Origin of the sequence: Micromonospora sicca (assembly GCF_003172935.1) — a bacterium.
GTDB lineage: Bacteria > Actinomycetota > Actinomycetes > Mycobacteriales > Micromonosporaceae > Micromonospora > Micromonospora sicca.
Genome location: NZ_QGKS01000151.1, coordinates 1 through 21,685 on the forward strand (window position 1 = coordinate 1; position 21,685 = coordinate 21,685).

Here is a 21,685-nt window from a genome sequence, read left to right on the forward strand (position 1 = left end):
ACGGGCAACGCCTGGCGATCTTCTACACCAAACTCAACAACCGCCTCCTGCGACCACTCCTCGCCGCCGATCAGCCCCAAGCGCCACCCGACCTGCGTCAAGCCCTCGCCGCCATCGACCACCACGTTGACGACTACATCGCCCGCGCACGACTCAAAACCGCAGCCTGAAAACCTGACTCAGTTGTTCAGATTCTCGAACCCAAGGATCTAGGGAGCGGAGGGGGCCCAGACATCGGGGAACGGCCCCGGCTCGTCCCCGATCCGGCGAGCACCGGCCGGCCGGGCAGGACCGGATGGGCCAACCGGACAGAAAGGGCTTTTCCGGGTACGAACCCGGCGGCGCGCCGGGACCACCGGTCGAGGCACACCGGCGCAACCCGGAGCCGCCTCAGGGTCAACCCCTCAGGGCACCGCGGGGACGGGGCTGGCAGCGCGGGCAGCTGTACGACGACCGGTTCATGAACGCCTCGCGCCGGATCGGCGTGCCGCACCGCGGGCAGGGCTCGCCCTCCCGGCCGTACGCGTTCAGCGACCGGTCGAAGTAGCCGCTCTCGCCGTTGACGTCGACGTACAGCTCGTCGAAGCTGGTGCCGCCCTGCTTGATCGCCTCACCGAGCACGTCCCGGACGTGTCCGAGCAGCCGCTGCGCGGCCGGGCCGGTCAGCGCGTCGGTGGGGCGGGCGCCGTGCAGCTTCGCCCGCCAGAGCGCCTCGTCGGCGTAGATGTTGCCCACCCCGGAGATCAGGGTCTGGTCGAGCAGCGCCCGCTTCACCTCGGTCCGCCGCCGGCGCAGCGCCGCCACGAAACCGGCGTCGGAGAACTCCGGGTCCATCGGGTCCCGGGCGATGTGCGCGATCTCGTCCGGCAGCTCGGCGCCGCCCTCGCTGACCGACAGCCCACCGAACGTGCGCTGGTCGACGAAGCGCAGCTCCGGGCCGTCGTCGGCGAACCGGAACCGGACCCGCAGGTGCAGCTCGTCGGCCGCGCCGACCGGTTGGAGCAGCAGCTGGCCGGACATGCCGAGGTGGCCGATCAACGCGTCACCGCTGTCCAGCGGCAGCCAGAGGTACTTGCCCCGGCGGCGGACGTCGGTCACCGTCCGGCCGGTCAGCACGTCGGCGAAGTGCCCGCCGCCCGGGGTGTGCCGGCGCACCGCGCGCGGATGGCGCACCTCCACGGAGGCGATCCGGCGACCGATGACCCACTGGGCCAGGCCCTGCCGGACCGTCTCGACCTCGGGCAGCTCAGGCACGGCTGGCGCCCGCGTCGGCGGTCTCGCTCCCGGCGTCGCCCGACGCACCGTCGCCGGCCGCCGCGCCCGCCTCGGCCTGCTCGGTCAGCATCCGCCAGGCCGACTCGGCGGCCCGCTGCTCGGCCTCCTTCTTGCTCCGGCCCTCGGCGCCGCCGTACCGGTTGCCGGCGACCACCACCCAGGCGGTGAAGGTCTTCAGGTGGTCCGGGCCGGTGCCCTCGATCCGGTACTCCGGCACGCCCAGCCCCAGCGCGGCGGTCAGCTCCTGGAGGCTGGTCTTCCAGTCCAGGGCGGCGCCCCGGCCGGCCGACTCGGCCATCAGCGGGTCGAACAGCCGGTGGATCACGAGGGCCGCGGTGTCCAGGCCGTACTGGAGGTAGATCGCGCCGAGCAGCGCCTCCAGGGTGTCGGCGAGGATGCTCGCCTTGTCCCGGCCGCCGGTGCTCTCCTCGCCCTTGCCCAGCAGCAGGTACGCGCCGAGCCCGTCCGGGCCGAGGCCGCGCGCCACGTCGGCGAGGGCGCGCATGTTCACCACGCTGGCCCGCAGCTTCGCGAGCTGCCCCTCGGGCAGGTCCGGGTGGTTGTTGAAGAGCGCCGTGGTGATCACCACGCCGAGCACCGAGTCGCCCAGGAACTCCAACCGCTCGTTGGTGGGCAGGCCGCCGTTCTCGTACGCGTACGAACGGTGGGTGAGCGCGCGCTCCAGCAGTTCCGGGTCGAGCGACACCCCGAAGGCCGCCTCCAGGTGGCTGATGTGAGCGCGCCGCCGCTTGTCGTTGGTCATTGCACTACCTCGTTGCCGTGTGCGGAATCCTGCGGAATGCCATCGAGCAGGCCGGAGATCAGTTCGGTGGCCCCGCGCCGCCACAGGTGGGCGGCGAGGGCGATGCCGGAGGCGACGTCGTCGGGCCGGGCCGCGCCGTGGCACACGACCACCGTGCCGGCCACGCCGAGCAGGGCGGCCGCCCGGGGGGCGCCGCCACCGGCGGGCGGACCGCCGGCCATCGCGTACGCGCCCTCGATCGCCTTGAGCAGCACGTTACCGGTGAACCCGTCGGTGACCACCACATCGGCGCGCACACCGAGGGAGACGTCGTACCCCTCGACCAGGCCGACGTAGCTGGCGCCGCAGGGCAGCGGCACCGCGGCCAGCGCGGGGTCGGCGGCCCGGCGCAGCCAGTCACCCTTGCCCGCCTCGGTGCCGACCGAGAGCAGGCCGACCCGGGGCTCGGCGACGCCGTGCGCCACGGCGGCGTAGGCCGCGCCGAGGACGGCGTGTCGGGCGAGGGTGGCCGGGCGGGGCTCCAGGGCGCCGCCGACGTCCAGCAGCACCACCGGGCCGGCGACCGCGGGCAGGGTGGCCACCAGAGCCGGCCGACGGACGTCGGACCAGCGCCCGAAGCCGAGCACGGCGGCGGTGACGGTGGCGCCGGTCGAACCGGCGGACACGAGCGCGTCCGCGAGCCCCTCGCGTACCGCGTGGACGGCGGCGCGGACGGTGCTGTGCTCGCGGGCGGCGGTGGGATGGTCGGCCATGCCGACCGCGGTCCGGACCGGCCGGACCGCGACCCGGGCGCGTTGCGCCGGATCGAGGGCGTCGATCAGCCCGCCGGCGACCTCGGTCGGACCGACGAGCAGCAGATGCAGGTCAGGGTCGGCGCGCACGGCCCGCAGAGCGCCGTCAACCACGACGGCGGGAGCGTCGTCCCCGCCGAGGAGGTCAACGGCGATCCGCGCGGTGCCCGGCTCCACCGGAACGCCGGCCGCTGCACGGCCGGCGGTGGAGGGAGCCGGGGCACCGGGCGATTGCCAGGGTGCGCGCGCCGCCCGACCCGCGGTCGGGGGCGTCACTCGGCGTCCAGGTCAGACCTCGAGAACCTGGCGGCCGTTGTAGGTGCCGCAGACGGAGCAGGCGGCGTGCGGCAGCTTCGCCGACTTGCACTGCGGGCAGGCCACGGTCGCGACCACGGCCGCCTTCCAGTTCGCCCGGCGGGACCGGGTGTTGCTGCGCGACATCTTGCGCTTCGGGACGGCCACGGTTCTTACTCCTCTTTACGGGTCAGTTGCGACAGGCCCGCCCAACGCGGGTCGATCTGCTGATGGCTGTGATCGGCCGGCAGATCGTCCCAGTGCACCCCGCATTCGGGGCACAACCCTGGGCAGTCCTCCCGGCAGAGCGGGTTGGTCGGCAGTGTGAGCACCACCGCGTCCCGCAGCGCCGGCTCCAGGTCGATCAGATCGTCCTGCATCCGGCCCACCTCGTCCTCGTCGGTCGTGGTGTCCGTGGTGCTGTTTTCGTACGCGTACAGCTCCTGGACGTTCACGACCATCGAGTCGTTGATCTCGCGCAGGCAACGGCCGCACTCGCCCTTGACGGGACCGCTGATGGTCCCGGAGACGAGCACGCCCTCGGACACCGACTCCAACCTCAGGTCGAGGTCGAGATCCGCGCCCTCCGGCACGCCGATCAACTCCACGCCGAGGTCCGCCGGTGCCGGCACGACCCGCTTGACGGTACGCAACGCACCAGGCCGACGCGGCAGGTCCCTCGTGTCGAGGACCAGCGGCGACCTGGGGTTGAGTGATGAAGGCGAGTGTTTGGGCATAGTTAGACTCCGGCCGGTGAGAGGCCGACAAAAAAGGTTACCTGGACGAGCACCCGACCGTCGAACCGGGGCGGGGCGCACCCCGCCTGTCGGCTGCCGGGGTGCCGCTCAGAAGGGTAGCGGGCGATCCGCCTCGTCCCCAGCGAAGGTGCCGATCTCCCGCAAAGCGTGCATCTTGTCCCGGCCGCGCTCTATCGAGGCGAGCGCCCGGGTGAGGAACTGCTCGAAGTTGGCCAGCGCGGTGTCGACGTAGTCGTCCACCTCGTCACGGAGGCGCTGGGCCTCGGCGCGGGCCTCGGCGATGATCCGGGCGCCCTCGTGCTCGGCGGAGACCGTGATCTCGTTCACCGAGACCAGGCGGGCGTGTTCCGCCTCACCCTCGCTGATGATCCGGTCGGCCTCCCGCTTGCCGGCCTCCATGATCTTGTCGCGCTCCTCCAGCAGCGCGGCGGCCCGGCGCAGGTCGGCGGGGAGTTCGGCGCGCAGCTCGTCGAGGGCGCCGATCATCTCGCCCCGGTCGACCATGCAGTTGTTGCGCGACATCGGGACGGAGCGGGCCTGCTCCACCATGGCGATCAGTTCGTCGATGCGATCGAGCGGGTCCACCGGTACCTCACTCCTGTCGTTCTTCGGCCGACCTACATGATGCGGGCTGCGGCCGGGTTCCCGCTCCACCAATGATGTCGTGCGCGGGCGACAGGTGGCCCATCCGCGCCGGGCCCGGCGCGTCGCGCCGGGCCGCCGGCGGTCGGGTCAGCCGGGCTGCCCCGGGGCCAGCCGGGCGCGCAGCTGCTCGCGGACCACGTCCGGCACGTGCGACGAGATGTCCCCGCCCCACTTGGCGACGTCCTTGACCAGACTCGAGGAGAGGAACGAGTAGAGCGGGTTGGTCGGCATGAAGAGCGTCTCCACGCCGGCCAGGCCGATGTTCATCTGGGCCATCTGCAGCTCGTAGTCGAAGTCGCTGACCGCCCGGAGGCCCTTGATCAGCACGCTCGCCTGCTGGGCCCGGCAGAAGTCCACCAGCAGCCCGCGGAACGACTCGACCCGCACGTTGTCGTACGAGGAGGTCACCTCGCGGAGCATGTCGATCCGCTCCTCGACGGTGAACAGGCCACGCTTCGACTGGTTCATCAGCACGCCGACGATCACCTCGTCGAAGAGCCGGCTGGCCCGGCCGATGATGTCGAGGTGTCCGTTGGTGACCGGATCGAAGGAGCCGGGACAGACCGCACGTCTCATGATCGGCGACCGTACCAAAGGGTGGTCTCGCCGTAACGGCGGCTGCGCTCGGGCGTGATGCCCTCCACCCAGGTGACCGGTCCGGAACGGCTGGACCGCTCCACCACCACGAGGGCGTCCGCGGCCAGCCAGCCGCCGTCGGCGAGCGCGGCCAGCATCGCGGTGATCTCCTCGTCGGGTACGGCGTACGGCGGGTCGGCGAAGACCACGTCGTACGGGTCACCGTCGGGGCCGGCCGCGAGCACGGTGGCGACCCGACCGGTGACCAGGCGGGCGGCCGGGGCGGCCCGCAGCGCGGCGACGTTCTCCCGGATCACCCGGGCGGCCCGGGGGTCGGACTCGACCAGCAGCACGTGCCGGGCGCCCCGGGACAGCGCCTCCAGCCCGACCGCGCCGGAGCCCGCGTAGAGGTCGGCGAAGCGGGCCCCGCCCAGGTCCACCTCCGCCTGCACCGCGCTGAACAGGGCCTCCCGGACCCGGTCGGAGGTGGGCCGGGTGCCGGCGCCGGGCGGCGCGGCGATGCGTCGGCCGCCGAGCGTCCCGGCCACGATCCGGGTCACCGTCTGCTCCTGCACATGGTGCTGACGCTACGCGACGGTCGGTCGGGGCGAACCACCGAACGATCACCGACGGCGACGGGCGGCTGTCGTGATCCACCCGACACGGAGAGTCCATCAATGATCTCGAATGGATAACATCATTGTTAATTGATCCCAGGGCCGTTCCCGATTCACGACTCATCGATAAAGTCGCCCGGCGTGCCGCGCTCCGCAACCGGCACGCAGCGCCGGGAGGGCGCCGGAACAGGTCTCGCCGGACGGCAGGTGGTGATCGTTCCGCCTCCCGGGGCCACCCCCCGACACCCCTCGTCAGGAGAAGGCGTGAACCGTCTCAAATCCCCGTACCGCCATGTCATGGCGGTGACCGCAAGCACCCTGATCGGCATCGCCGGCGCCCTGACCCTGGCCAGCCCGGCCAGCGCGCACCACAGCGTGGTCAAAGTCACCGCAGAGTGCGACACCGCCGCCGGCGAGTGGATCACGACCTGGACCGTCAACAGCTACGCCCCCGAAGGCGTGCACAACTACCGGTTCACCAAGGCCGACGCCGCCAGCGTGGTGAACGGGACAGCCACCCCGTTCACCATCGCCGGCATCGCGGTGAGCGAGAGCGGCGTCTACCCGCACCCGGTGTCGACGCCCGTGGTCGGCAAGGCCCGCCTCGCGGGCGACGCCACCGAGGCCTCGCTGACCGTGAAGGCGCAGTGGGACAACGAGTGGAACGAGAAGGACGACAGCAGCGCGTCCATCAAGTTCAGCGAGAGCTGCGACAAGGTGGCGACCCCGCCGCCGGCTGCCGCCAACCCCAAGGCCACCGTGACCGCCGACTGCGACGGCGACGTCGCGGTGACGCTGGAGAACGGCGCCGAGGCCACCAAGGACGCCGCGTTCACCGTCACCGGCACCGACGGCTTCAACAAGACCGCGACCGTCGCGGCCGGCAAGGACACCACGATCACCGTGCCGGCCCGCAACGCCGCCAAGATCACGGTAACCGAGGCCGGGCAGAAGGCGCCCATCTTCGACGCCAAGCCCGCCGAGGCCAAGGACTGCGTCGCGCCGGGTGAGCCGACCGGCAGCATCAAGATGACCTGCGACGCGCTGATCTTCCAGGTCGAGAACCCGAAGGACGGCAAGACCGTCACGGTCACGCTCACCCCGAACAAGGGCGACGCGCAGACGCTGGTCGTGAAGCCGGGCGAGACCAAGACCGCGACGTTCAAGGCCGTCGAGGGTCTGACCGTCACCCCCAGGGCGGACGGCCTGGACGACTCCTCGCCGATCGAATGGGAGAAGCCGGCGAAGTGCACCGGTCCCAGCCCGAGCGCGCCGCCCGCGGGCGGCGGCGCCGGCGGGCCGGCCCTGCCCAAGACCGGTGCGCCGGCCGGCCTGATCGCCGGTGGCGCGGCCGCGCTGCTGGCGGCCGGCGCGGTGCTCTTCGTGGTGGCGCGACGTCGTCGGGTCCGCTTCACCGCCTGATCCACCGCAACTGCCGAGGGCGCGTCGACCAGTCGGTCGGCGCGCCCTCGTGCTGTCCCCGTCCATGCGGTCGCCCGCCGCATCCGGGCTGGCCACCGCACTCGCCGAGCCGGCACCCAGATCGTCGACCACGGTGGCGGTTCCCGGCACCCGGGTACGGTCCGCGCTCACTACGAAGCTGATGTCGTCAACGAATCACGTGGACGGTGCGCGCCCTGAATCGTTGACGTCATCAGCTCCACAGGGAGCACCGTCCACATCGGTCCGCAACGCACGCCGCGCGGCCCCGCCGCCCGCTCGCGGGGCCGTCAGCCCTTCTCCAGGTACTCCGCGCGTTCCTCGTCGACCAGGGCGGCGACCGAGGCGGCCAGCGCCGGATGCCGGACCAGCTCCGGGTCCTCCTCGACCAGGGCGATCGCCTCGGCCCGGGCGTCCCGGATCAGGTCGGCGTCCCGCAGCAGCGAGAGCAGCCGCAGGTGGGAGCGGCGACCGGACTGGGTCGCGCCCAGCACGTCGCCCTCCCGGCGCTGCTCCAGGTCCAGCTCGGCGAGCTTGAAACCGTCCGTGGTGGAGGCGACCGCGTCCAGCCGTTCCCGGGCGGGCGAACCCTCCATCGCCTCCGTCACCAGCAGGCAGAGCCCGGCGGCGGAACCCCGGCCCACCCGCCCGCGCAGCTGGTGCAGCTGCGAGACGCCGAACCGGTCGGCGTCGAGCACGATCATCACGGTGGCGTTGGGCACGTCCACGCCCACCTCGACCACGGTGGTGGCGACCAGCACATCCAGGTCACCGGCGGCGAAGGACCGCATCACCGCGTCCTTCTCGTCGGCCGGGAGCTTCCCGTGCAGCACCCCGATCCGCAGCCCGTGCAGCGGCCCCTCGGCGAGCAGCGGAGCGACCTCCGTCACGGCCAGCGGCGGCCGCCGCCCGTTGTCGTCCTCCCGGGGCGGCTCCTCCTCCGAAGCGGGTCCCTCCCCGATCCGCGGGCACACCACGTACGCCTGGTGCCCGGCGGCGACCTCCTCGCGCAGCCGGCGCCACGCCCGGTCGAGGAACGCGGGCTTCTCGGCCGCCGGCACCACGTGCGAGGCGATCGGCGAACGGCCCTGCGGGAGCTGGGAGAGGGTGGAGATCTCCAGGTCGCCGTAGACGGTCATGGCGACCGTGCGCGGGATCGGGGTGGCCGTCATCACCAGCACGTGCGGCGGCTGGTCGGCCTTCGCGCGCAGCGCGTCCCGCTGCTCCACGCCGAACCGGTGCTGCTCGTCGACGACCACCAGGCCCAGGTCGGCGAAGTCGACCCCCTCGTAGAGCAGCGCGTGGGTGCCCAGCACGATGCCGGCCCGTCCCTCGGCCACCTCTGCCAGTGCCCGCCGCCGGGCCGCCGCGCCGAGCGAGCCGGTGACCAGTTCCACCCGGGTGGCGCCGTCGGCGGCGCCCAGCTCGCCGGCCCGGGCGAGCGGGCCGAGCAGGTCGAGCATGCCCCGGTAGTGCTGGGCGGCGAGCACCTCGGTCGGGGCGAGCAGGGCCGCCTGACCGCCGGCGTCGACCACCTGGAGCATGGCCCGCAGCGCCACCACCGTCTTGCCCGACCCGACCTCGCCCTGCAACAACCGGTGCATCGGGTGCGCGGTGGCCAGGTCGGCGGCGACCTCCGTGCCGACGGACCGCTGGCCGGGCGTCAGCTCGTACGGCAGGCGGGCGTCGAACGCGTCGAGCAGTCCGCCGTCCCGCGGCGGCCGGGACTTCGCCGGCCAGTCGGCCGCCCGGTGCTTGCGCTGCACCAGGGTGAGCTGCACCGCGAACGCCTCGTCCCACTTCAGCCGCCGGCGGGCCCGGTACAGCTCCTCCTTGCTGGAGGGCCGGTGGATCTCGCGCAGCGCCGTGTCGATGCCGATCAGGTTGCGGGCGGCCCGCACGGTCGCCGGCAGCGGGTCCTCCGGCGGGGTGAAGGTGTCCAGCACCACCCGGACGCAGCGGGCGATCACCCAGGTGGGCACCGCGGCGGCGGCCGGGTAGACCGGGATGAGCGCGCCGGCGAACTCCTCGACCTCCTCGTTGGCCGCCGCCTCGCCGTCGCCGCCCTCCCCGAGCAGCACGTACTCCGGGCCGTTGAGCTGCCGCTTGCCCCGGAACTCGGTGACCTTGCCGGCGAACAGGCCCCACCGGCCGGGGCGCAGCTCCCGCTCCCGCCACGCCTGGTTGCCGAAGAAGGTGAGGGTGAGCACCCCGCCGGAGCCGTCGCCGACGGTCACCTCCAGCAGGTTGCCCCGCCGCTGCCGCATCGGCCGCACCGCGGTGCGCTGCACCTGGGCCAGCACCGTCACCTGCTCGCCCACGTCCAGCGACCGGATGTCGGTGTGCTCGCCCCGCTCGTCGTACCGGCGGGGGAAGTGGTAGATCAGGTCGCCGGCGGTGTGCAGGTCCAGGTGGCTCGCCAGGGCCTTCGCGGTCTTCTCCCCGACCAGCTTCTTCAGCGGCGTGTCCATGGTGGCCGGCTCGCTCGTCATTCCACCCCCAGCAGCAGCGGATAGTGCGGCTGCCCGCCCTCGTACGCCTGGACCTCGACGAACGGCCAGGCCCGTGCCACGTGCTCGCGTACCCGGTCGGCCAGCCCGGCCGGGGCGTCCGCCCCGCACAGCAGGGTGACCAGCTCGCCACCGCCGCCGAGCATCCGGTCCACCACGGCGGTGCAGGTGTCGAGCAGGTCCGCCCCGATCAGGTGCACCTCCCCCTCGACGAGCGCCAGCACGTCGCCCGGCCGGCACGGCCCGGCCACGGTGAGCGCCTCCCGACTCGCGTGGCAGACCTCGGCGTACCGGCAGGCGCCGGCCGCCTCAGCCATGGCGATCACGTCGTCCTCGAACCGCCGGCCCGGATCCCGGACGGCGAGGGCCGCGAGGGCCTGCACCGGGGACCGGGTCGGCACCACGCTGACCTTGACGCCGAGTCGGTGGGCCTCCTTGGCGGCGGCGCTCGCCACCGACTGGGTGTTGGGGTCGTTGGGCAGCACCACCACCCGGGCGGCGCCGGTGGCCCGGATCGCGTCCAGCAGCTCGCCGGTGGACGGGTTGCCCGGCACCACGGTGGCGCCCTCGGCGCCGAACAGCTCGGCGATGCCGGCACCGGCCGCCACGACCACGGCCGCCCGGCCGTCCGGCCGCAGCATCGGCGGGGGCGGGGCCGGCGCCACCTGGTCGGCGAAGCGGGTCACCGAGATCCGGTGCGGCCGGCCGGCCACCACCCCCGCCTCGATCGCCCCACCCACGTCGTTGACGTGCACGTGCACGTTCCAGGTGCCGCCGCCGTCACCGCCGTCGCCGACGATCACCAGCGAGTCGCCCAGCGCGTCCAGCTCGGCGCGCAGCCGCGCGACCGCCTCCGCCCCGGCGTCGAGCAGGAACTGCACCTCGTACGCGTACTCCGGCGAGCCGGTCTCCCGGACGGCCGTGGCCGGCGGACGGACCGTGGGCGGCGCGGGCGCCGGCTGCTGCGGGCTCTCCCCGGTGATCACCTCGACCAGCGCGTCCAGCAGCACGCAGAGCCCGCGCCCGCCGGCGTCCACCACGCCGGCCTGGGCCAACGCCGGCAGCTGCTCGGTGGTCCGCGCCAGCGCCCGCGCCGCCCCGCCGGCCGCCGCCCGGGCCACCACCCGCAGGTCGTCGCTGTCCGCCTGCTCGGCGGCGCGCGCGGCGGCGGCGACCACGCTGAGCAGGGTGCCCTCGACCGGCCGGGCGACCGCCCCGTACGCGGCGGTGGCCGCGTCGGCCAGCGCGGCGGCGAGCTGGCGACCGCGGACCGTCGGCGCGGCGGCCAGCGCGTCGGCGAAGCCGCGCAGGATCTGCGACAGGATCACCCCGGAGTTGCCCCGGGCCCCGAGCAGCGCGCCCCGGGCCATCAGCCGCAGGGCGTGCCCGTGCGGGGTGTGCCCGTCCTCGGGGAGGGTGTCCAGGTCCATCGCCAGCGCCTGCTGGGCGGAGGTGAGGGTGAGCACCAGGTTGGTGCCCGTGTCGCCGTCCGGAACGGGGTAGACGTTGAGGTCGTCGATCTCACCCTGGTGCCGGCGCATGGCGGCCAGCCCGCTCGCGCACCAGCGGCGCACCGCGGCGGCGTCGAGGGTGTCCAGCACGGCGAGAAGCCTACTTGCGCGCACCGACACGCGCCGGGGTCGGCCGGCGTGTCCCCCGCCCGGCCGTCGCTCGTCGAAGCCCGCCCGACCCGAGTACGCTGGTCGGGCCCGAGTCGCCGCCGACCGGGCCGGTTGGGCGTACCGGCGGGTCATCGGGTAACCTGGCCAGGTTGCCCGGGCAGTGCCTGGCGGCGACCTCATGAACGTTTCAATCCCAGGAGTATCCCGTGGCTAGCGTGTGCGACGTCTGTGGCAAGGGACCGGGCTTCGGCCACAACGTGTCCCACTCGCACCGGCGGACCAACCGCCGCTGGAACCCGAACATCCAGTCGGTGCGGACCCCGGCCGGTGGCGGCAACACCAAGAAGCTGCAGGTCTGCACCTCGTGCATCAAGGCCGGCAAGGTCACCCGCGCCTGACGCGGTAGCCCCAAGCTTCCCGAAACACCCAGCACCGGCGGACCGTCACGGTCCGCCGGTTCTCGTGTCCGGGCACGGCCGGGCCGGCCGGGTGCGCGACGACCGGGGTCGTCGCGCACCCGCCGGACCCGAGTCAGAGGGTGCGGCCGAAGGAGAGGCAGCCGGGGGCGTCCTGGTAGAAGCCGAAGTTCGGGATCCGCTCGTAGCCGGCCGAGGTGTACATGGCGATCGCCTCGGGCTGCTTGTCGCCGCACTCCAGGATGATCCGTTTGCGGCCCTGCTCCCGGGCCGACCGCTCGACCGCGGCCAGCACCGCACGGGCCACGCCCCGCCCCCGGGCCGCCGGCGCGGTGTACATCCGCTTCAGCTCCGCCGCCTCTCCGTCGTCGCCGTGGCTGCGCCAGCCGCCGCAGCCCACCGGTTGTCCGCCGAGGTAGGCCACCAGGAAGGCGCCGGCCGGCGGCTCGAACTGCGCCGCGTCCACCGGGGTGTCGTCGCCGCTGCCGCCGTACCGCTCGCCGAGGTCGGCCAGGGCCGCTTTGATCAACGCCTGCGACTCGGGCGCGTCGAACCGCTGCACCCGGATCTCGATCTCACTCACGCCTGAAGGGTACGACCGCCGCCCGGCGCGCCCCGGGCCCACCGGCCCGGTTCGGTCGCAGATCACTCCGACCGGCGGAAGTGGTCCCAGCCGGCCGGCCCGGCGTACGGCACGCCGTCCACGGTCACCCCCGTCCCCTCGGTCACCCGCCCGATCGGCCGCCAGCCCGCCGGCAGCGCCACCGCCGGCGGGAAGGTCGCGGCCAGGGCGTGGTCGTCGCCCCCGCCGAGGATCCAGGAGTACGGGTCGACGCCGAGCGCCTGCGCCGCGTCCCGCATCTGCCGGGGCACCTCGAAGGCGTCCCGCCGCAGGTCGACGGCGACGCCGCTGGCCTTCGCCACGTGGCCCAGGTCGGCCAGCAGCCCGTCCGACACGTCGATCATGGCGGTGGCGCCGAGCCCGGCGGCCTCCGGACCGGCCGGATAGGGCACCTCGGGCCGCCGGAACGCCTCCACCAGCAGCCGGGGCGTCCGGAAACCGCGGGACAGCACGGTGTACCCGGCCGCCGCCCAGCCGGTCCGCCCGGCCAGGGCCACCACGTCACCGGGCCGCGCCCCGGAGCGGACCACGGGCGGCCGGCCCGCCAGGTCGCCGAGGGCGGTGACCGCGATGGTCAGCGTGGGACTGGCGGACATGTCCCCGCCGACCACGCTCGCGCCGACCAGGGCCGCCTCCGCGCCGAGCCCGTCGGCCAGTTCCTCCGCCCAGCTCGGGTCCAGATCCGCCGGCATGCAGAGGGCGACCAGCAGCGCGGTCGGGGTGGCGCCCATCGCCGCGATGTCGGCCAGGTTGGCCGCCGCCGCCCGGTGCCCCACGTCCCGCGCGCTCGACCAGTCCCGGCGGAAATGCCGCCCCTCGACCAGCACGTCCGTCGAGGCCACCACCCGCCGGTCCGGCGCCGCCACCACCGCCGCGTCGTCACCGGGGCCGAGCAGGCAGCTCTCCCCGTACGTCAACCGGGCGGTGACCCGGTCGATCAGTCCGAACTCCCCGACACCCGCGACCGTCATCTTGTCCCCTCGCCGCGCTCATTCATGCTCGTCACCCCGCCACGGCACGCCCCGCCCGGCAGCCGCGTGTGCTCGCTCACCGCGTCCAGCCGGCGACCGATAGGGATCAGGCCTGCTCCGTAAGGTAGTTTCACCCTTCGGGCCGCCCCAGGCGGCGACGGACGGAGGTCGAGTCGTGGTACAGGCGTACATCCTCATCCAGACCGAGGTCGGTCGGGCGCGTGACGTGGCCGGTCTGATCGCGGACCTTGCCGGCGTGGTACGGGTCGACGCCGTCACCGGGCCGTACGACGTGGTCGTCCTCACCGAGGCCAACACCGTCGACGAGCTCGGCAAACTCATCGTCAGCAAGGTGCAGATGGTGCCCGGCATCACCCGCACCCTCACGTGTTCGGTGGTGCGCCTGTAAGTGGACGAGATCACTGTGTCCCCCGCTCTCGAGAAGTCCCGCCCGGCCGACGAGACGCCGCGCCCGGACCGGACCACCCGCCGCGCCGCGCTGATGGCCACGCTGATCGCGCTGCCGGTGACCGTGGCGGTGGCCGGCTTCACCTTCGCGAAGCTCGCCCCGGACGAGCCGGCCGCCGCGCCGCGCCCGTCGGCGACCGCCGCGCGGCCGCAGTCCACCGCCCCGGTGGAACTGCCCGCCCCGACGCTGGCCGAGCGGCCCGCGACGGTCTGCCGCGCCCTGGTGTCGCAGCTGCCGGACCGGGTCCGCGACCTGACCCAGCGGCCGGTCACCGTCGGCCCGGAGCAGAATGTCGCGTACGGCGACCCGGCGCTCACCGTCGCCTGCGGCGGCACCCCGCCGATCGTCCAGCCCACCGACGAGGTGTGGTCGGTCGACAAGGTCTGCTGGCACGCCGTGCAGGAGGCCGACGCCACCGTGCTGACCACCGTCGACCGGGAGACCCCGGTCCGGGTCCGGGTGCCCCGGCAGTACGAGCAGCCGCTGCAGTGGGTCGGCCCGATCTCCGACGCCGTCGTCTCCGCGGTTCCCTCGGCGAAGTCCGCCCCCGCCGGCTGCACCGCCTGACCGGCGCCCCGCGGGCTTCCCCGCGGGACGGGTCCGGCGTGGTCGGGGTCAGCGGCCGGCGTGGCGGTGCAGGGCGCTACGGATGAGGCGGTTGACCAGCTTCGGGTACTCGAGGCCGCTGGCCGCCCACATCCTGGGGAACATCGACGTCGGGGTGAACCCGGGCATCGTGTTGATCTCGTTGAGGTAGACGTCCAGCTCCGGGGTGACGAAGAAGTCGACCCGGGCCAGGCCGGAGCAGTCCAGCGCGGTGAACGCCCGGGTGGCGTACTCCTGGACCTGCCGGGTGACCCGCTCGGGCAGGTTCGCCGGGACGTCGTACTCGCAGACCTCGTCGGCGAAGAGGTACTTCGCCTCGAAGTCGTACCACTCCCGGTCGCCGACCATCCGGACCTCGGCCAGCACGGACGCCTCGGGCGCGCCGCCGGCCTCGCCCTCCAGCACGCCGCACTCGATCTCCCGGCCGACGACCGCCCCCTCGACCAGCACCTTCGTGTCGATCTCCCGGGCGGTGGCGACCGCCGCGTCGAGCTGGGACCAGTCGTCGACCTTGGTGATGCCGAAGGACGAGCCGGCGCGGGACGGCTTGACGAAGACCGGCAGCCCCAGCCGCTCCTTGTCCGCCTCGCTCAGCGTCATCCCGTTGCGCAGCACCACGTACGGGCCGACCGGGATGCCCTCGGCGGCGCAGAGCTTCTTGGTGAACTCCTTGTCCATGGCGGCGGCGGAGGCGAAGACGTTCGCCCCGACGTACGGGATGTCGGCCATCTCCAGCATCCCCTGGATGGTGCCGTCCTCGCCGTACGCCCCGTGCAGCACGGGGAAGACCACGTCCACGTCGGCCAGCGCCCGCGGGCCCTCCGTCGGGTCGAGCACCATGAGGCCGCCCGCAGTCGGCTCGGCGCGCAGCACCAGGGCGGCGCCGGCGGCGGCGGTGATCTCCGGGAGCTTGCGCGCCTGGATCGAGAGCTCGCTCGGGTCGCCGCTGGTCAGCACCCACTGGCCCTGCCGGGTGATGCCGACCGGCACCACCTCGAACTCGTCCGGGTCGAGGGCGCCCAGGACGCTGCCGGCACTGACGCAGGAGATGCCGTGCTCGGGGCTGCGGCCGCCGAAGACGATCGCCACACGGGTCTTGCCTGGGGTGGTCACTCGAGGTCACCTCTTCGCTCGCGACTGCGGCTGGCCGTGCTCGCCGGTGGCGCTCACCCGATTGACCTTACTGTGCGTGGCGAGAACCCGAAGCCGATACCCGGGGACGTGGGTCGGGACAGCGCAACCAGTCAACGAGTCATATACGGGGAGTAATTGCCGTGCGGGTGAGCGGAGCCGACCCCACCTTCACTACGCTCCTCGTCCTATGAGCGCTGATCCCCTCATCGACAGCCTGCTGGCCGCCCTGGACGCCCGCCCGGACGACCTGCCCCTGCGCCTGCACCTGGCCGGGCTGCTGCTGGACTCCGGCCGGGGCGCGGAGGCGATCGCGCAGGTCGGGCAGGCGCTCGCCCGGGATCCGGGCAACGACCAGGCGCAGGCCCTGATGCAGCGGGCGCTGGGGGCGCCCGCACCGGAGGCGGCGGCGCCGGCCCGTCCGCCCGCGCCGCGCCCGGCCCCCGCCGGTCCGACGCCGCCCGGGGACGACCCGCTGGCCGCGTACGAGCAGGAGTTGGCCGACGTCGTGCCACCGCGCTTCGCCCGGGCGGGCGACGAGCCGGAACCGGTCGTCGGCGAGGCCGACCGGGTGTACGACGTGGAGTCCGCCACGGTCCGGCTGGCCGACGTGGGCGGCATGACGGCCGTGAAGGAACGCCTGGAGCTGGCCTTCCTCGGCCCGCTGCGCAACCCCGAGCTGCGCCGGATGTACGGCAAGAGCCTGCGCGGCGGGCTGATGCTCTACGGCCCGCCCGGGTGCGGCAAGACCTTCCTGGCCCGGGCGGTGGCCGGCGAGATGGGCGCGAAGTTCCTCTCCCTGTCCATCGTCGACGTGCTCGACATGTGGATCGGCAACTCGGAGCGGAACCTGCACGAGCTGTTCGAGGCGGCCCGGCGCAACGCGCCCTGCGTGCTCTTCCTCGACGAGGTCGACGCCCTGGGCCACAAGCGCTCCCAGGTCTCGTCGAGTTCCATGCGGACGCTGGGCAACCAGCTGCTGGCCGAACTGGACGGCATGGAGGGCAGCAACGAGGGGGTCTTCGTGCTGGCCGCCACGAACACCCCGTGGGACGTGGACCCGGCGCTGCGCCGGCCGGGCCGGCTGGACCGGGTGGTGCTGGTGCTGCCGCCGGACGCCGAGGCCCGGGCGGCGATCCTGGAGTACCACCTGCGGCAGCGGCCGATCGCGAACATCGACCTGCGCCGGGTGATCGCCGCGACCGAGGACTTCTCCGGCGCCGACCTGGCCCACCTCTGCGAGACCGCCGCCGAGTTCGCGATGGCCGACTCGGTACGCAGCGGCGAGGTCCGGATGATCGAGCAGCGGGACCTGGAGCGGGCGCTGAAGGAGGTCCGCCCGTCGACCCGGCCCTGGCTGTCGACCGCTCGCAACGTCGCCATGTTCGCCAACGAGGGTGGCGTCTACGACGACCTGGTGGCGTACCTGAAGCGGCGCAAGCTGCTCTGACGGCTCAGGCGACGCTCTCCCGGACGTACCCGCGGCGGCCCACCGCGATCACCTTCACCCGCTGCCGGCCGGCGCGCACCATGCCCAGGGCCATGAACGCGCCGGCGATCCGGTCGGCGGCCTCCCGGCTGCTGGCCCCGACCACCTGTCGGCGTCGTTCCGGGCTGGTCCGCTCGTTGCGGCCCGCCCCTTCCAGGGGCCGGACGTCGGTGAGGACCACGAGGAACCGGGTCATCGCCGACCACCACCGGCTGGGCGGACGGGTCCGGGCACCCGGGGGTGGCGTCGTCCGGTCAGCGTCATGCGGGTCCCTCCCCGTCGGTTGCGGATGAGGGGCACGCGGCGATCGGGTCGTGGGGGAGTAAAACCCGATCGCCGCGCGCCCCATCCCCTCCGGTCGCTCACCACCACCGTCGCCACGACAACCGGCGGTGAGGACGCCGTCACAGATTGACAGGTGGACACGCGTGAATGCAACTCTCATCGGCTTTCTCTCACGCGCACCCTCCCGTTGATGTGCGACCATCGATGCATGGCTCCGAAGACCGCACGGGCCCGACGGCTCGGCATCGCCCTACGCACCCACCGGGAGGCCGCCGGCCTGACCCTCGAGGCCGCGGCCGACGAGATCAACAGCACCCGGAGCACCCTGTCCCGCTACGAGAACGCGCAGACGCTGGTCAGCCCGGCCACCGTCCGCGCCCTGCTCACCCTCTACCGGGTCGGCGCCGACGAGGTGGCCGCGGCGGTGCAGCTCGCCAAGGACGCCCGTAAGCCCGGCTGGTGGGTCTCCTACTCGTACCTGCTGGACCGCCGGACCATCGACTTCATCGCCCTGGAGGCGGAGGCCACCGGAATCGCCAACTTCGAGCCCTCGGTGGTGCCGGGCCTGTTGCAGACCGCCGACTACATCCGCGGGGTGATGCGCGGCGGTCCGCACACCCTCAGCGACGAGCAGGTGGAGCAGCGGGTCCACCTGCGACTCGACCGGCAGCAGCGGCTCACCGCCGACACCCCGCCGATCCTCGACGCGATCATCGACGAGGGCGCGCTGCTGCGCCCGGTGGGCGACCGGGCCGTCATGGAGGGCCAGCTACGGCACCTGCTGAAGATGGCGGAGCTGCCCAACATCACCGTGCAGGTGATCCCCCTGGCGGCCGGCTACCACCGGGGCACCCGGGGTTCGCTGCACATCCTGGAGTTCGCCGACCCCGAGGATCCGATCATCGCCTCGGTGGAGACGGTGGCCGGGCAGATGGTCCTCGACCGGCCGGGTGACCTGCGGACCTGCACCAAGATCATGGAACATCTCCGGACCGTGGCGCTGAGTCCGGCGGACAGCCGGGACCAGCTGGTCCAACTCCTCAAGGGAAGGTAGAACCGATGCGATCCACGAACAGCCTCCACTGGCGCAAGAGCAGCCACAGCGGCGACGAGGGCGCCTGCGTCGAGATGGCCGTCCTCCCGGCGGCCGTGGCCGTCCGCGACTCCAAGGACCCCACCGGTCCGACGCTGGTCTTCTCCCCGGCCGCCTGGGCGGCCTTCACCGGGGCGCCGCCCCGCGACTGACGCCGCCCGGCCCCCGCGCGTAGAGCTCAGGTCCGGCCGCGACGGTGGTCAGCCGGCGACCACCGGGCCGGCCGCCGGCGACCCCGCAAGCAGGGTCTCCAGCGCCGCGATGGCCACCCCGCGGGCCCCCGCCATGTCCCGGTCCGGCACCAGCTCGAAGGTGGCGACGGCGGCCTGCTCGGCGCGGAGCACGGTGTGCTCCGCGACCGTGGCGAGGAACCAGTCGCGGAACTCCGGCGCCGCCTCCACCACCCCACCCCCGATGAAGTACGCGTGCGGGTCGGTGAAGTTGGCCGCGATCGTGAAGAGCCGGCCCAGCGCCATCGCCTGCTGGGTGAAGACCGCCCGGGCCAGCGCGTCGCCGCGCTCGCCGTACCCGCGGACGAGCTTCGCGGCTCGGCCCGGCTCCTCGGCCGCCAGCGGATGCCCGGGGTACCGGCCCAGCCAGTACGGCAGCAGGTTCCGCTCGATCGCGGTCAGCGACGCGACGCTCTCGGTCTCCGCGACGAAGCCGCAGGCGCAGATCGGCACCGGCTGACCGGGCCCCAGCACCCCGTCCAGCGGGATGTGTGCACGTGCCCGAACTCCGTTGCCTTTCACTGAGCGTTGGATGGCTCGTGATTGGCAGCCGTCCGTTGCCGGGCGGCGTTGGCCGCAGGCGGCCTTGACGCTTCGACGCCGGCTGCCCGGCCCGCGGGTGCGGGGCTTACGGGTCTTACACAGGCTCCACGTCCTGTTTTAGCGTCGCCCGGCAACTCCAGGTCGACGTGCCGCACGAGGGCGGCTAGATTGCGTGCGGCGTTGACGTCCCGGTCCAGGACCAGGCCGCAGGCATTGCAGTGGAACGTGCGCTCGGACAGCGACAGTTTGGGTTTCACCGTCTGGCATTCCGAGCAGGTCTTCGAGCTGGGGTACCACCGGTCGGCGACGTGCAGGACGCTGCCGTACCAGCCGGTCTTGTATCGCAACTGCCGGCGCAGGGTGGCCGGGGCGGCGTCGGACAACGCCCGGGCCAGCCTGCGGTTGCGTTTCATGCCGGCCACGTGCAGGTCCTCCACCGCGATGGTGTCGTACTGCTGGGCCAGGCGGGTGGTGAGCTGGTGCCAGGCGTCGGCGCGGACCGCGGCGACGGCGGCGTGCAGCCGGGCGGCCTGCGTCTGGGCGCGGATCCACCGGTTCGACGGGGTGCGCTTGCGGTTCGTGGCTGGGTCGTACGGCCCGATCCGGCGGCTGACCCGCCGCTGGACCTTGCCGAACCGTTTCAGGGCCGCGGTGAACGGGGCCGGGTTGTCGACCATCTCGCCGGTGGACAGCACCGCGAGGTATCTGACCCCGGCGTCGACCCCGATGACCCGGCCCCGCCGGGGGACGTGCGCCGGGCGTCCGCCGGCCCGCTTCACCGCGACCTGGAACGCGCAGAACCAGCGCCCGGCGGTCTCGGTGACGGTCGCGGACAGGATTCTCGCGGTGCCCGACTCGACCCGGCGGGCCAGCTTACGGGTCGACTCGTGGGTGCGGATCCGGCCCAGCCGGGGCAGCACCACATGCCGCCGGTCGGCGTCGACCCGGATCGCCCCGGTGGTGAACCGCACCGACCGGCCCGCTGCCTTGCCCTTGAACCGGGGCCAACCCATCTTGCGGCCCCTACGCCTGCCGGCGCGGGACGCCGCCCAGTTCGCCAGCGCCCGGGCCAGGCCGTCAAGGCCGGTGTTGAACGCCTCCTTCGAACATTCCCGCCACCACGGCGCCACCCACTGCTTGATGTGGTTCCAGGTGCGCCGCAGGTCCGGCAGCGACCAGCCCTGCCACGGCGTCAGGTCCGCCTCGGCAACCCCGTAGGACGCCTCCGCCCGGCGTTGGGCATTCACCGCCGCGAGCCGGCCGAGCATGTGGTTGAAGACGAACCGGGCCGCCCCGGCGTGCCGACGCAGGCTCTGCTCGTCGGCCGGGTCCAGAGCGAACTTGTACGCCTGCACCGTCCAACCCGCAGGGGCCTCATACCGCCTCACGCGGTGTCACCCGCGGTCGCGGCGGCCACCGCCCGCTCGGCCCGGGACGCCGCCGCCCGGCGCCCGTACAACCGGGCGCACAGCGAGGTCAGGATCTCCGTCACGTCACTGACCAGGTCGTCGTCCACCCCGGCCGGATCGACCACCAGCAACCGACGCCCCTGCGCAGCCAACGCGGCCTCCACGTACTCGCCACCGAAACGAGCGAACCGGTCCCGGTGCTCCACCACGATCGTGGTCACCGCCGGATCGCGCAGCAACGCCAGGAGCTTCTCACCGCCGCCGTCCAACGCCGAGGCGACCTCAGTCACGACCCGCGCCACCGCAAGGCCCTGCCCGGTGGCCCACCCAGTGACCCGGGCGACCTGCCGGTCCAAGTCAACGCGTCGGTCCGCCGAGGACACCCGGGCATACACCACCACAGTCTCGGCCCGGGCCAGGCCGGCGGGCTGCTCCACCAGGATCAGACCACCGACCCGGCGAGCGGGCACCGGCAGCTTGCCCTCCCGAAACCAGCGATACGCCGTTACCGGATGGACCCCTTCCCGCTTCGCCCACTCCTTCAAGTTCACCGCTGCACACTATCGCACACTGCCAAGGCAACTATTGGAACCCCGCCATCCCGGCGGCCCCGGAGACGACCCGCCCGCTCTCCACCACCCCACCGCCGAGCCCGGTGCCGACGATGGCGGCGACCGAGGAGCAGCGCAGCGCGTCCGCCCCGAAGTACACGTCGCGGGCGTAGAGGGCGGCCGCGCTGCCGTCGTTGTGGTAGATCACCGGGAGGCCGAGCCGGCGCTCCAACGCGCCGCGCAAGTCGTATCCCTGTCAGGCGGGCTGGGAGAAGTTGGTCGAGCCGCGCAAGGAGATCACCCCGGTGGCGCTCGCCGGACCCGGGGTGTCCAGGCCGACGGCGCGGACCAGCTCGCGGGGCACGCCGGTCAGCGCCAGCACCCCGTCCAGCGCCCGGGCCAACGCCTCGATCGCCGCCTCGGGGCCGGCCTGCACCTGACTCCGGATCTCCACCAGACCGTCCACCAGGAACCGGCCGTCGACGCTCAGGACCGTCGCCTTGTTGCTGGTCCCCGCCGTTGTCGAGACCCACCACCACCGGCAGACCCGCGCTGCCCACCCCGCCACCGCCCCCCGCC

General features: G+C 73.4%; 23 protein-coding genes and 2 pseudogenes. 7 read left to right on the forward strand and 18 right to left on the reverse strand.

Features of this window, described 5'->3' with window-relative positions; all coding sequences use genetic code 11:
• Positions 1 to 396 precede the first annotated feature (396 nt).
• The 8 genes from mutM to rsmD form a co-directional block, all read right to left on the reverse strand.
• Positions 397 to 1,254 carry a bifunctional DNA-formamidopyrimidine glycosylase/DNA-(apurinic or apyrimidinic site) lyase gene (mutM, locus tag DKT69_RS07355; protein WP_109800822.1) on the reverse strand — a complete coding sequence of 286 codons (858 nt, stop codon included), beginning with the start codon at positions 1,252 to 1,254 and terminating at the stop codon, positions 397 to 399.
• Complete coding sequence (gene rnc / locus DKT69_RS07360; RefSeq protein WP_109800823.1) at positions 1,247 to 2,038, reverse strand: ribonuclease III; 792 nt, start codon at positions 2,036 to 2,038, stop codon at positions 1,247 to 1,249. Before rnc ends, mutM begins: the two co-directional genes overlap by 8 nt.
• Positions 2,035 to 3,006, reverse strand: a complete 972-nt coding sequence (locus tag DKT69_RS07365; protein ID WP_109800824.1) for a phosphate acyltransferase PlsX — start codon at positions 3,004 to 3,006, stop codon at positions 2,035 to 2,037. The genes rnc and DKT69_RS07365 overlap by 4 nt, the downstream gene beginning before the upstream one ends.
• A gap of 111 nt (positions 3,007 to 3,117) precedes the next feature.
• Positions 3,118 to 3,291, reverse strand: coding sequence for a 50S ribosomal protein L32 (gene rpmF / locus DKT69_RS07370; protein ID WP_088963525.1), 174 nt, complete (start codon positions 3,289 to 3,291; stop codon positions 3,118 to 3,120).
• Positions 3,292 to 3,296: 5 nt separating this feature from the next.
• The gene (locus tag DKT69_RS07375; RefSeq protein ID WP_109800825.1) at positions 3,297 to 3,860 is read right to left on the reverse strand and encodes a YceD family protein; all 564 of its coding nucleotides are present in this window, start codon (positions 3,858 to 3,860) and stop codon (positions 3,297 to 3,299) included.
• Positions 3,861 to 3,968: 108 nt separating this feature from the next.
• Positions 3,969 to 4,466: an SPFH domain-containing protein gene (locus DKT69_RS07380; protein WP_109800826.1), complete on the reverse strand. Its 498-nt coding sequence runs from the start codon at positions 4,464 to 4,466 to the stop codon at positions 3,969 to 3,971.
• 147 nt (positions 4,467 to 4,613) lie between these two features.
• The gene (gene coaD, locus DKT69_RS07385) at positions 4,614 to 5,102 is read right to left on the reverse strand and encodes a pantetheine-phosphate adenylyltransferase (protein ID WP_109800827.1); all 489 of its coding nucleotides are present in this window, start codon (positions 5,100 to 5,102) and stop codon (positions 4,614 to 4,616) included.
• The gene (gene rsmD / locus DKT69_RS07390; RefSeq protein ID WP_109800840.1) at positions 5,099 to 5,662 is read right to left on the reverse strand and encodes a 16S rRNA (guanine(966)-N(2))-methyltransferase RsmD; all 564 of its coding nucleotides are present in this window, start codon (positions 5,660 to 5,662) and stop codon (positions 5,099 to 5,101) included. The genes coaD and rsmD overlap by 4 nt, the downstream gene beginning before the upstream one ends.
• A 354-nt stretch (positions 5,663 to 6,016) precedes the next feature.
• Here rsmD and DKT69_RS07395 point away from each other — a divergent pair, with 354 nt between their 5' ends.
• Complete coding sequence (locus DKT69_RS07395) at positions 6,017 to 7,141, forward strand: LPXTG cell wall anchor domain-containing protein (RefSeq protein WP_236647387.1); 1,125 nt, start codon at positions 6,017 to 6,019, stop codon at positions 7,139 to 7,141.
• 308 nt (positions 7,142 to 7,449) lie between these two features.
• On the opposite strand, the gene recG is transcribed toward DKT69_RS07395, so the two are convergent.
• Complete coding sequence (recG, locus tag DKT69_RS07400) at positions 7,450 to 9,651, reverse strand: ATP-dependent DNA helicase RecG (RefSeq protein WP_109800829.1); 2,202 nt, start codon at positions 9,649 to 9,651, stop codon at positions 7,450 to 7,452.
• Complete coding sequence (locus tag DKT69_RS07405; RefSeq protein WP_109800830.1) at positions 9,648 to 11,270, reverse strand: DAK2 domain-containing protein; 1,623 nt, start codon at positions 11,268 to 11,270, stop codon at positions 9,648 to 9,650. Before DKT69_RS07405 ends, recG begins: the two co-directional genes overlap by 4 nt.
• Positions 11,271 to 11,497: 227 nt before the next feature.
• On the opposite strand from DKT69_RS07405, the gene rpmB reads away from it, so the two are divergent.
• A complete protein-coding gene (rpmB, locus tag DKT69_RS07410) occupies positions 11,498 to 11,689 on the forward strand; it encodes a 50S ribosomal protein L28 (RefSeq protein WP_007456456.1) in 192 nt (63 codons plus the stop codon).
• A 133-nt stretch (positions 11,690 to 11,822) separates the two neighbouring features.
• Here rpmB and DKT69_RS07415 read toward each other — a convergent pair whose 3' ends face one another.
• Positions 11,823 to 12,290, reverse strand: coding sequence for a GNAT family N-acetyltransferase (locus DKT69_RS07415; RefSeq protein WP_109800831.1), 468 nt, complete (start codon positions 12,288 to 12,290; stop codon positions 11,823 to 11,825).
• Between the two features lie 62 nt (positions 12,291 to 12,352).
• The gene (locus DKT69_RS07420; RefSeq protein WP_109800832.1) at positions 12,353 to 13,300 is read right to left on the reverse strand and encodes a thiamine-phosphate kinase; all 948 of its coding nucleotides are present in this window, start codon (positions 13,298 to 13,300) and stop codon (positions 12,353 to 12,355) included.
• A gap of 175 nt (positions 13,301 to 13,475) precedes the next feature.
• Between DKT69_RS07420 and DKT69_RS07425 the strand changes: the two genes are divergently transcribed.
• Both DKT69_RS07425 and DKT69_RS07430 read left to right on the forward strand, forming a co-directional pair.
• The gene (locus tag DKT69_RS07425) at positions 13,476 to 13,709 is read left to right on the forward strand and encodes an Lrp/AsnC ligand binding domain-containing protein (RefSeq protein ID WP_013284547.1); all 234 of its coding nucleotides are present in this window, start codon (positions 13,476 to 13,478) and stop codon (positions 13,707 to 13,709) included.
• A 93-nt stretch (positions 13,710 to 13,802) separates the two neighbouring features.
• The gene (locus DKT69_RS07430; RefSeq protein ID WP_109800841.1) at positions 13,803 to 14,336 is read left to right on the forward strand and encodes a DUF3515 family protein; all 534 of its coding nucleotides are present in this window, start codon (positions 13,803 to 13,805) and stop codon (positions 14,334 to 14,336) included.
• A gap of 48 nt (positions 14,337 to 14,384) precedes the next feature.
• On the opposite strand, the gene DKT69_RS07435 is transcribed toward DKT69_RS07430, so the two are convergent.
• Positions 14,385 to 15,488, reverse strand: coding sequence for a D-alanine--D-alanine ligase family protein (locus tag DKT69_RS07435; RefSeq protein ID WP_109800833.1), 1,104 nt, complete (start codon positions 15,486 to 15,488; stop codon positions 14,385 to 14,387).
• Positions 15,489 to 15,696: 208 nt separating this feature from the next.
• On the opposite strand from DKT69_RS07435, the gene DKT69_RS07440 reads away from it, so the two are divergent.
• Entirely contained in the window at positions 15,697 to 16,956 is a 1,260-nt protein-coding gene (locus tag DKT69_RS07440) for an ATP-binding protein (protein ID WP_109800834.1), read from the forward strand.
• A 4-nt stretch (positions 16,957 to 16,960) separates the two neighbouring features.
• On the opposite strand, the gene DKT69_RS07445 is transcribed toward DKT69_RS07440, so the two are convergent.
• The gene (locus DKT69_RS07445; protein WP_109800835.1) at positions 16,961 to 17,191 is read right to left on the reverse strand and encodes a hypothetical protein; all 231 of its coding nucleotides are present in this window, start codon (positions 17,189 to 17,191) and stop codon (positions 16,961 to 16,963) included.
• A gap of 297 nt (positions 17,192 to 17,488) precedes the next feature.
• On the opposite strand from DKT69_RS07445, the gene DKT69_RS07450 reads away from it, so the two are divergent.
• Positions 17,489 to 18,334, forward strand: a complete 846-nt coding sequence (locus DKT69_RS07450) for a helix-turn-helix domain-containing protein (RefSeq protein ID WP_109800836.1) — start codon at positions 17,489 to 17,491, stop codon at positions 18,332 to 18,334.
• Between the two features lie 5 nt (positions 18,335 to 18,339).
• On the forward strand, positions 18,340 to 18,525 hold the full coding sequence (locus tag DKT69_RS07455) for a DUF397 domain-containing protein (RefSeq protein ID WP_109800837.1): 186 nt from the start codon (positions 18,340 to 18,342) through the stop codon (positions 18,523 to 18,525).
• Positions 18,526 to 18,573: 48 nt separating this feature from the next.
• Here the strand turns inward: DKT69_RS07455 and DKT69_RS07460 are convergent.
• The 4 genes and pseudogenes from DKT69_RS07460 to DKT69_RS07475 form a co-directional block, all read right to left on the reverse strand.
• Positions 18,574 to 19,089: pseudogene (locus tag DKT69_RS07460) on the reverse strand (ROK family protein); the annotation flags it as partial.
• Positions 19,090 to 19,121: 32 nt separating this feature from the next.
• Positions 19,122 to 20,534, reverse strand: a complete 1,413-nt coding sequence (gene tnpB / locus DKT69_RS07465; protein WP_109800838.1) for an IS607 family element RNA-guided endonuclease TnpB — start codon at positions 20,532 to 20,534, stop codon at positions 19,122 to 19,124.
• Positions 20,531 to 21,106, reverse strand: coding sequence for an IS607 family transposase (locus DKT69_RS07470; protein WP_109800839.1), 576 nt, complete (start codon positions 21,104 to 21,106; stop codon positions 20,531 to 20,533). The genes tnpB and DKT69_RS07470 overlap by 4 nt, the downstream gene beginning before the upstream one ends.
• 40 nt (positions 21,107 to 21,146) lie before the next feature.
• A pseudogene (locus DKT69_RS07475) lies at positions 21,147 to 21,666 on the reverse strand (ROK family protein); the annotation flags it as partial.
• Between the last annotated feature and the right edge of the window lie 19 nt (positions 21,667 to 21,685).

Coding starts and splice junctions, on each gene's coding strand:
- rnc (WP_109800823.1), bottom strand. CDS start 2,038: ATGACCAACGACAAGCGGCGGCGCGCTCACATCAGCCACCTGGAGGCG.
- DKT69_RS07375 (WP_109800825.1), bottom strand. CDS start 3,860: ATGCCCAAACACTCGCCTTCATCACTCAACCCCAGGTCGCCGCTGGTC.
- coaD (WP_109800827.1), bottom strand. CDS start 5,102: ATGAGACGTGCGGTCTGTCCCGGCTCCTTCGATCCGGTCACCAACGGA.
- DKT69_RS07395 (WP_236647387.1), top strand. CDS start 6,017: ATGGCGGTGACCGCAAGCACCCTGATCGGCATCGCCGGCGCCCTGACC.
- recG (WP_109800829.1), bottom strand. CDS start 9,651: ATGACGAGCGAGCCGGCCACCATGGACACGCCGCTGAAGAAGCTGGTC.
- DKT69_RS07420 (WP_109800832.1), bottom strand. CDS start 13,300: ATGACGGTCGCGGGTGTCGGGGAGTTCGGACTGATCGACCGGGTCACC.
- DKT69_RS07430 (WP_109800841.1), top strand. CDS start 13,803: ATGGCCACGCTGATCGCGCTGCCGGTGACCGTGGCGGTGGCCGGCTTC.
- DKT69_RS07440 (WP_109800834.1), top strand. CDS start 15,697: ATGAGCGCTGATCCCCTCATCGACAGCCTGCTGGCCGCCCTGGACGCC.
- DKT69_RS07445 (WP_109800835.1), bottom strand. CDS start 17,191: ATGACCCGGTTCCTCGTGGTCCTCACCGACGTCCGGCCCCTGGAAGGG.
- DKT69_RS07450 (WP_109800836.1), top strand. CDS start 17,489: ATGGCTCCGAAGACCGCACGGGCCCGACGGCTCGGCATCGCCCTACGC.
- DKT69_RS07455 (WP_109800837.1), top strand. CDS start 18,340: ATGCGATCCACGAACAGCCTCCACTGGCGCAAGAGCAGCCACAGCGGC.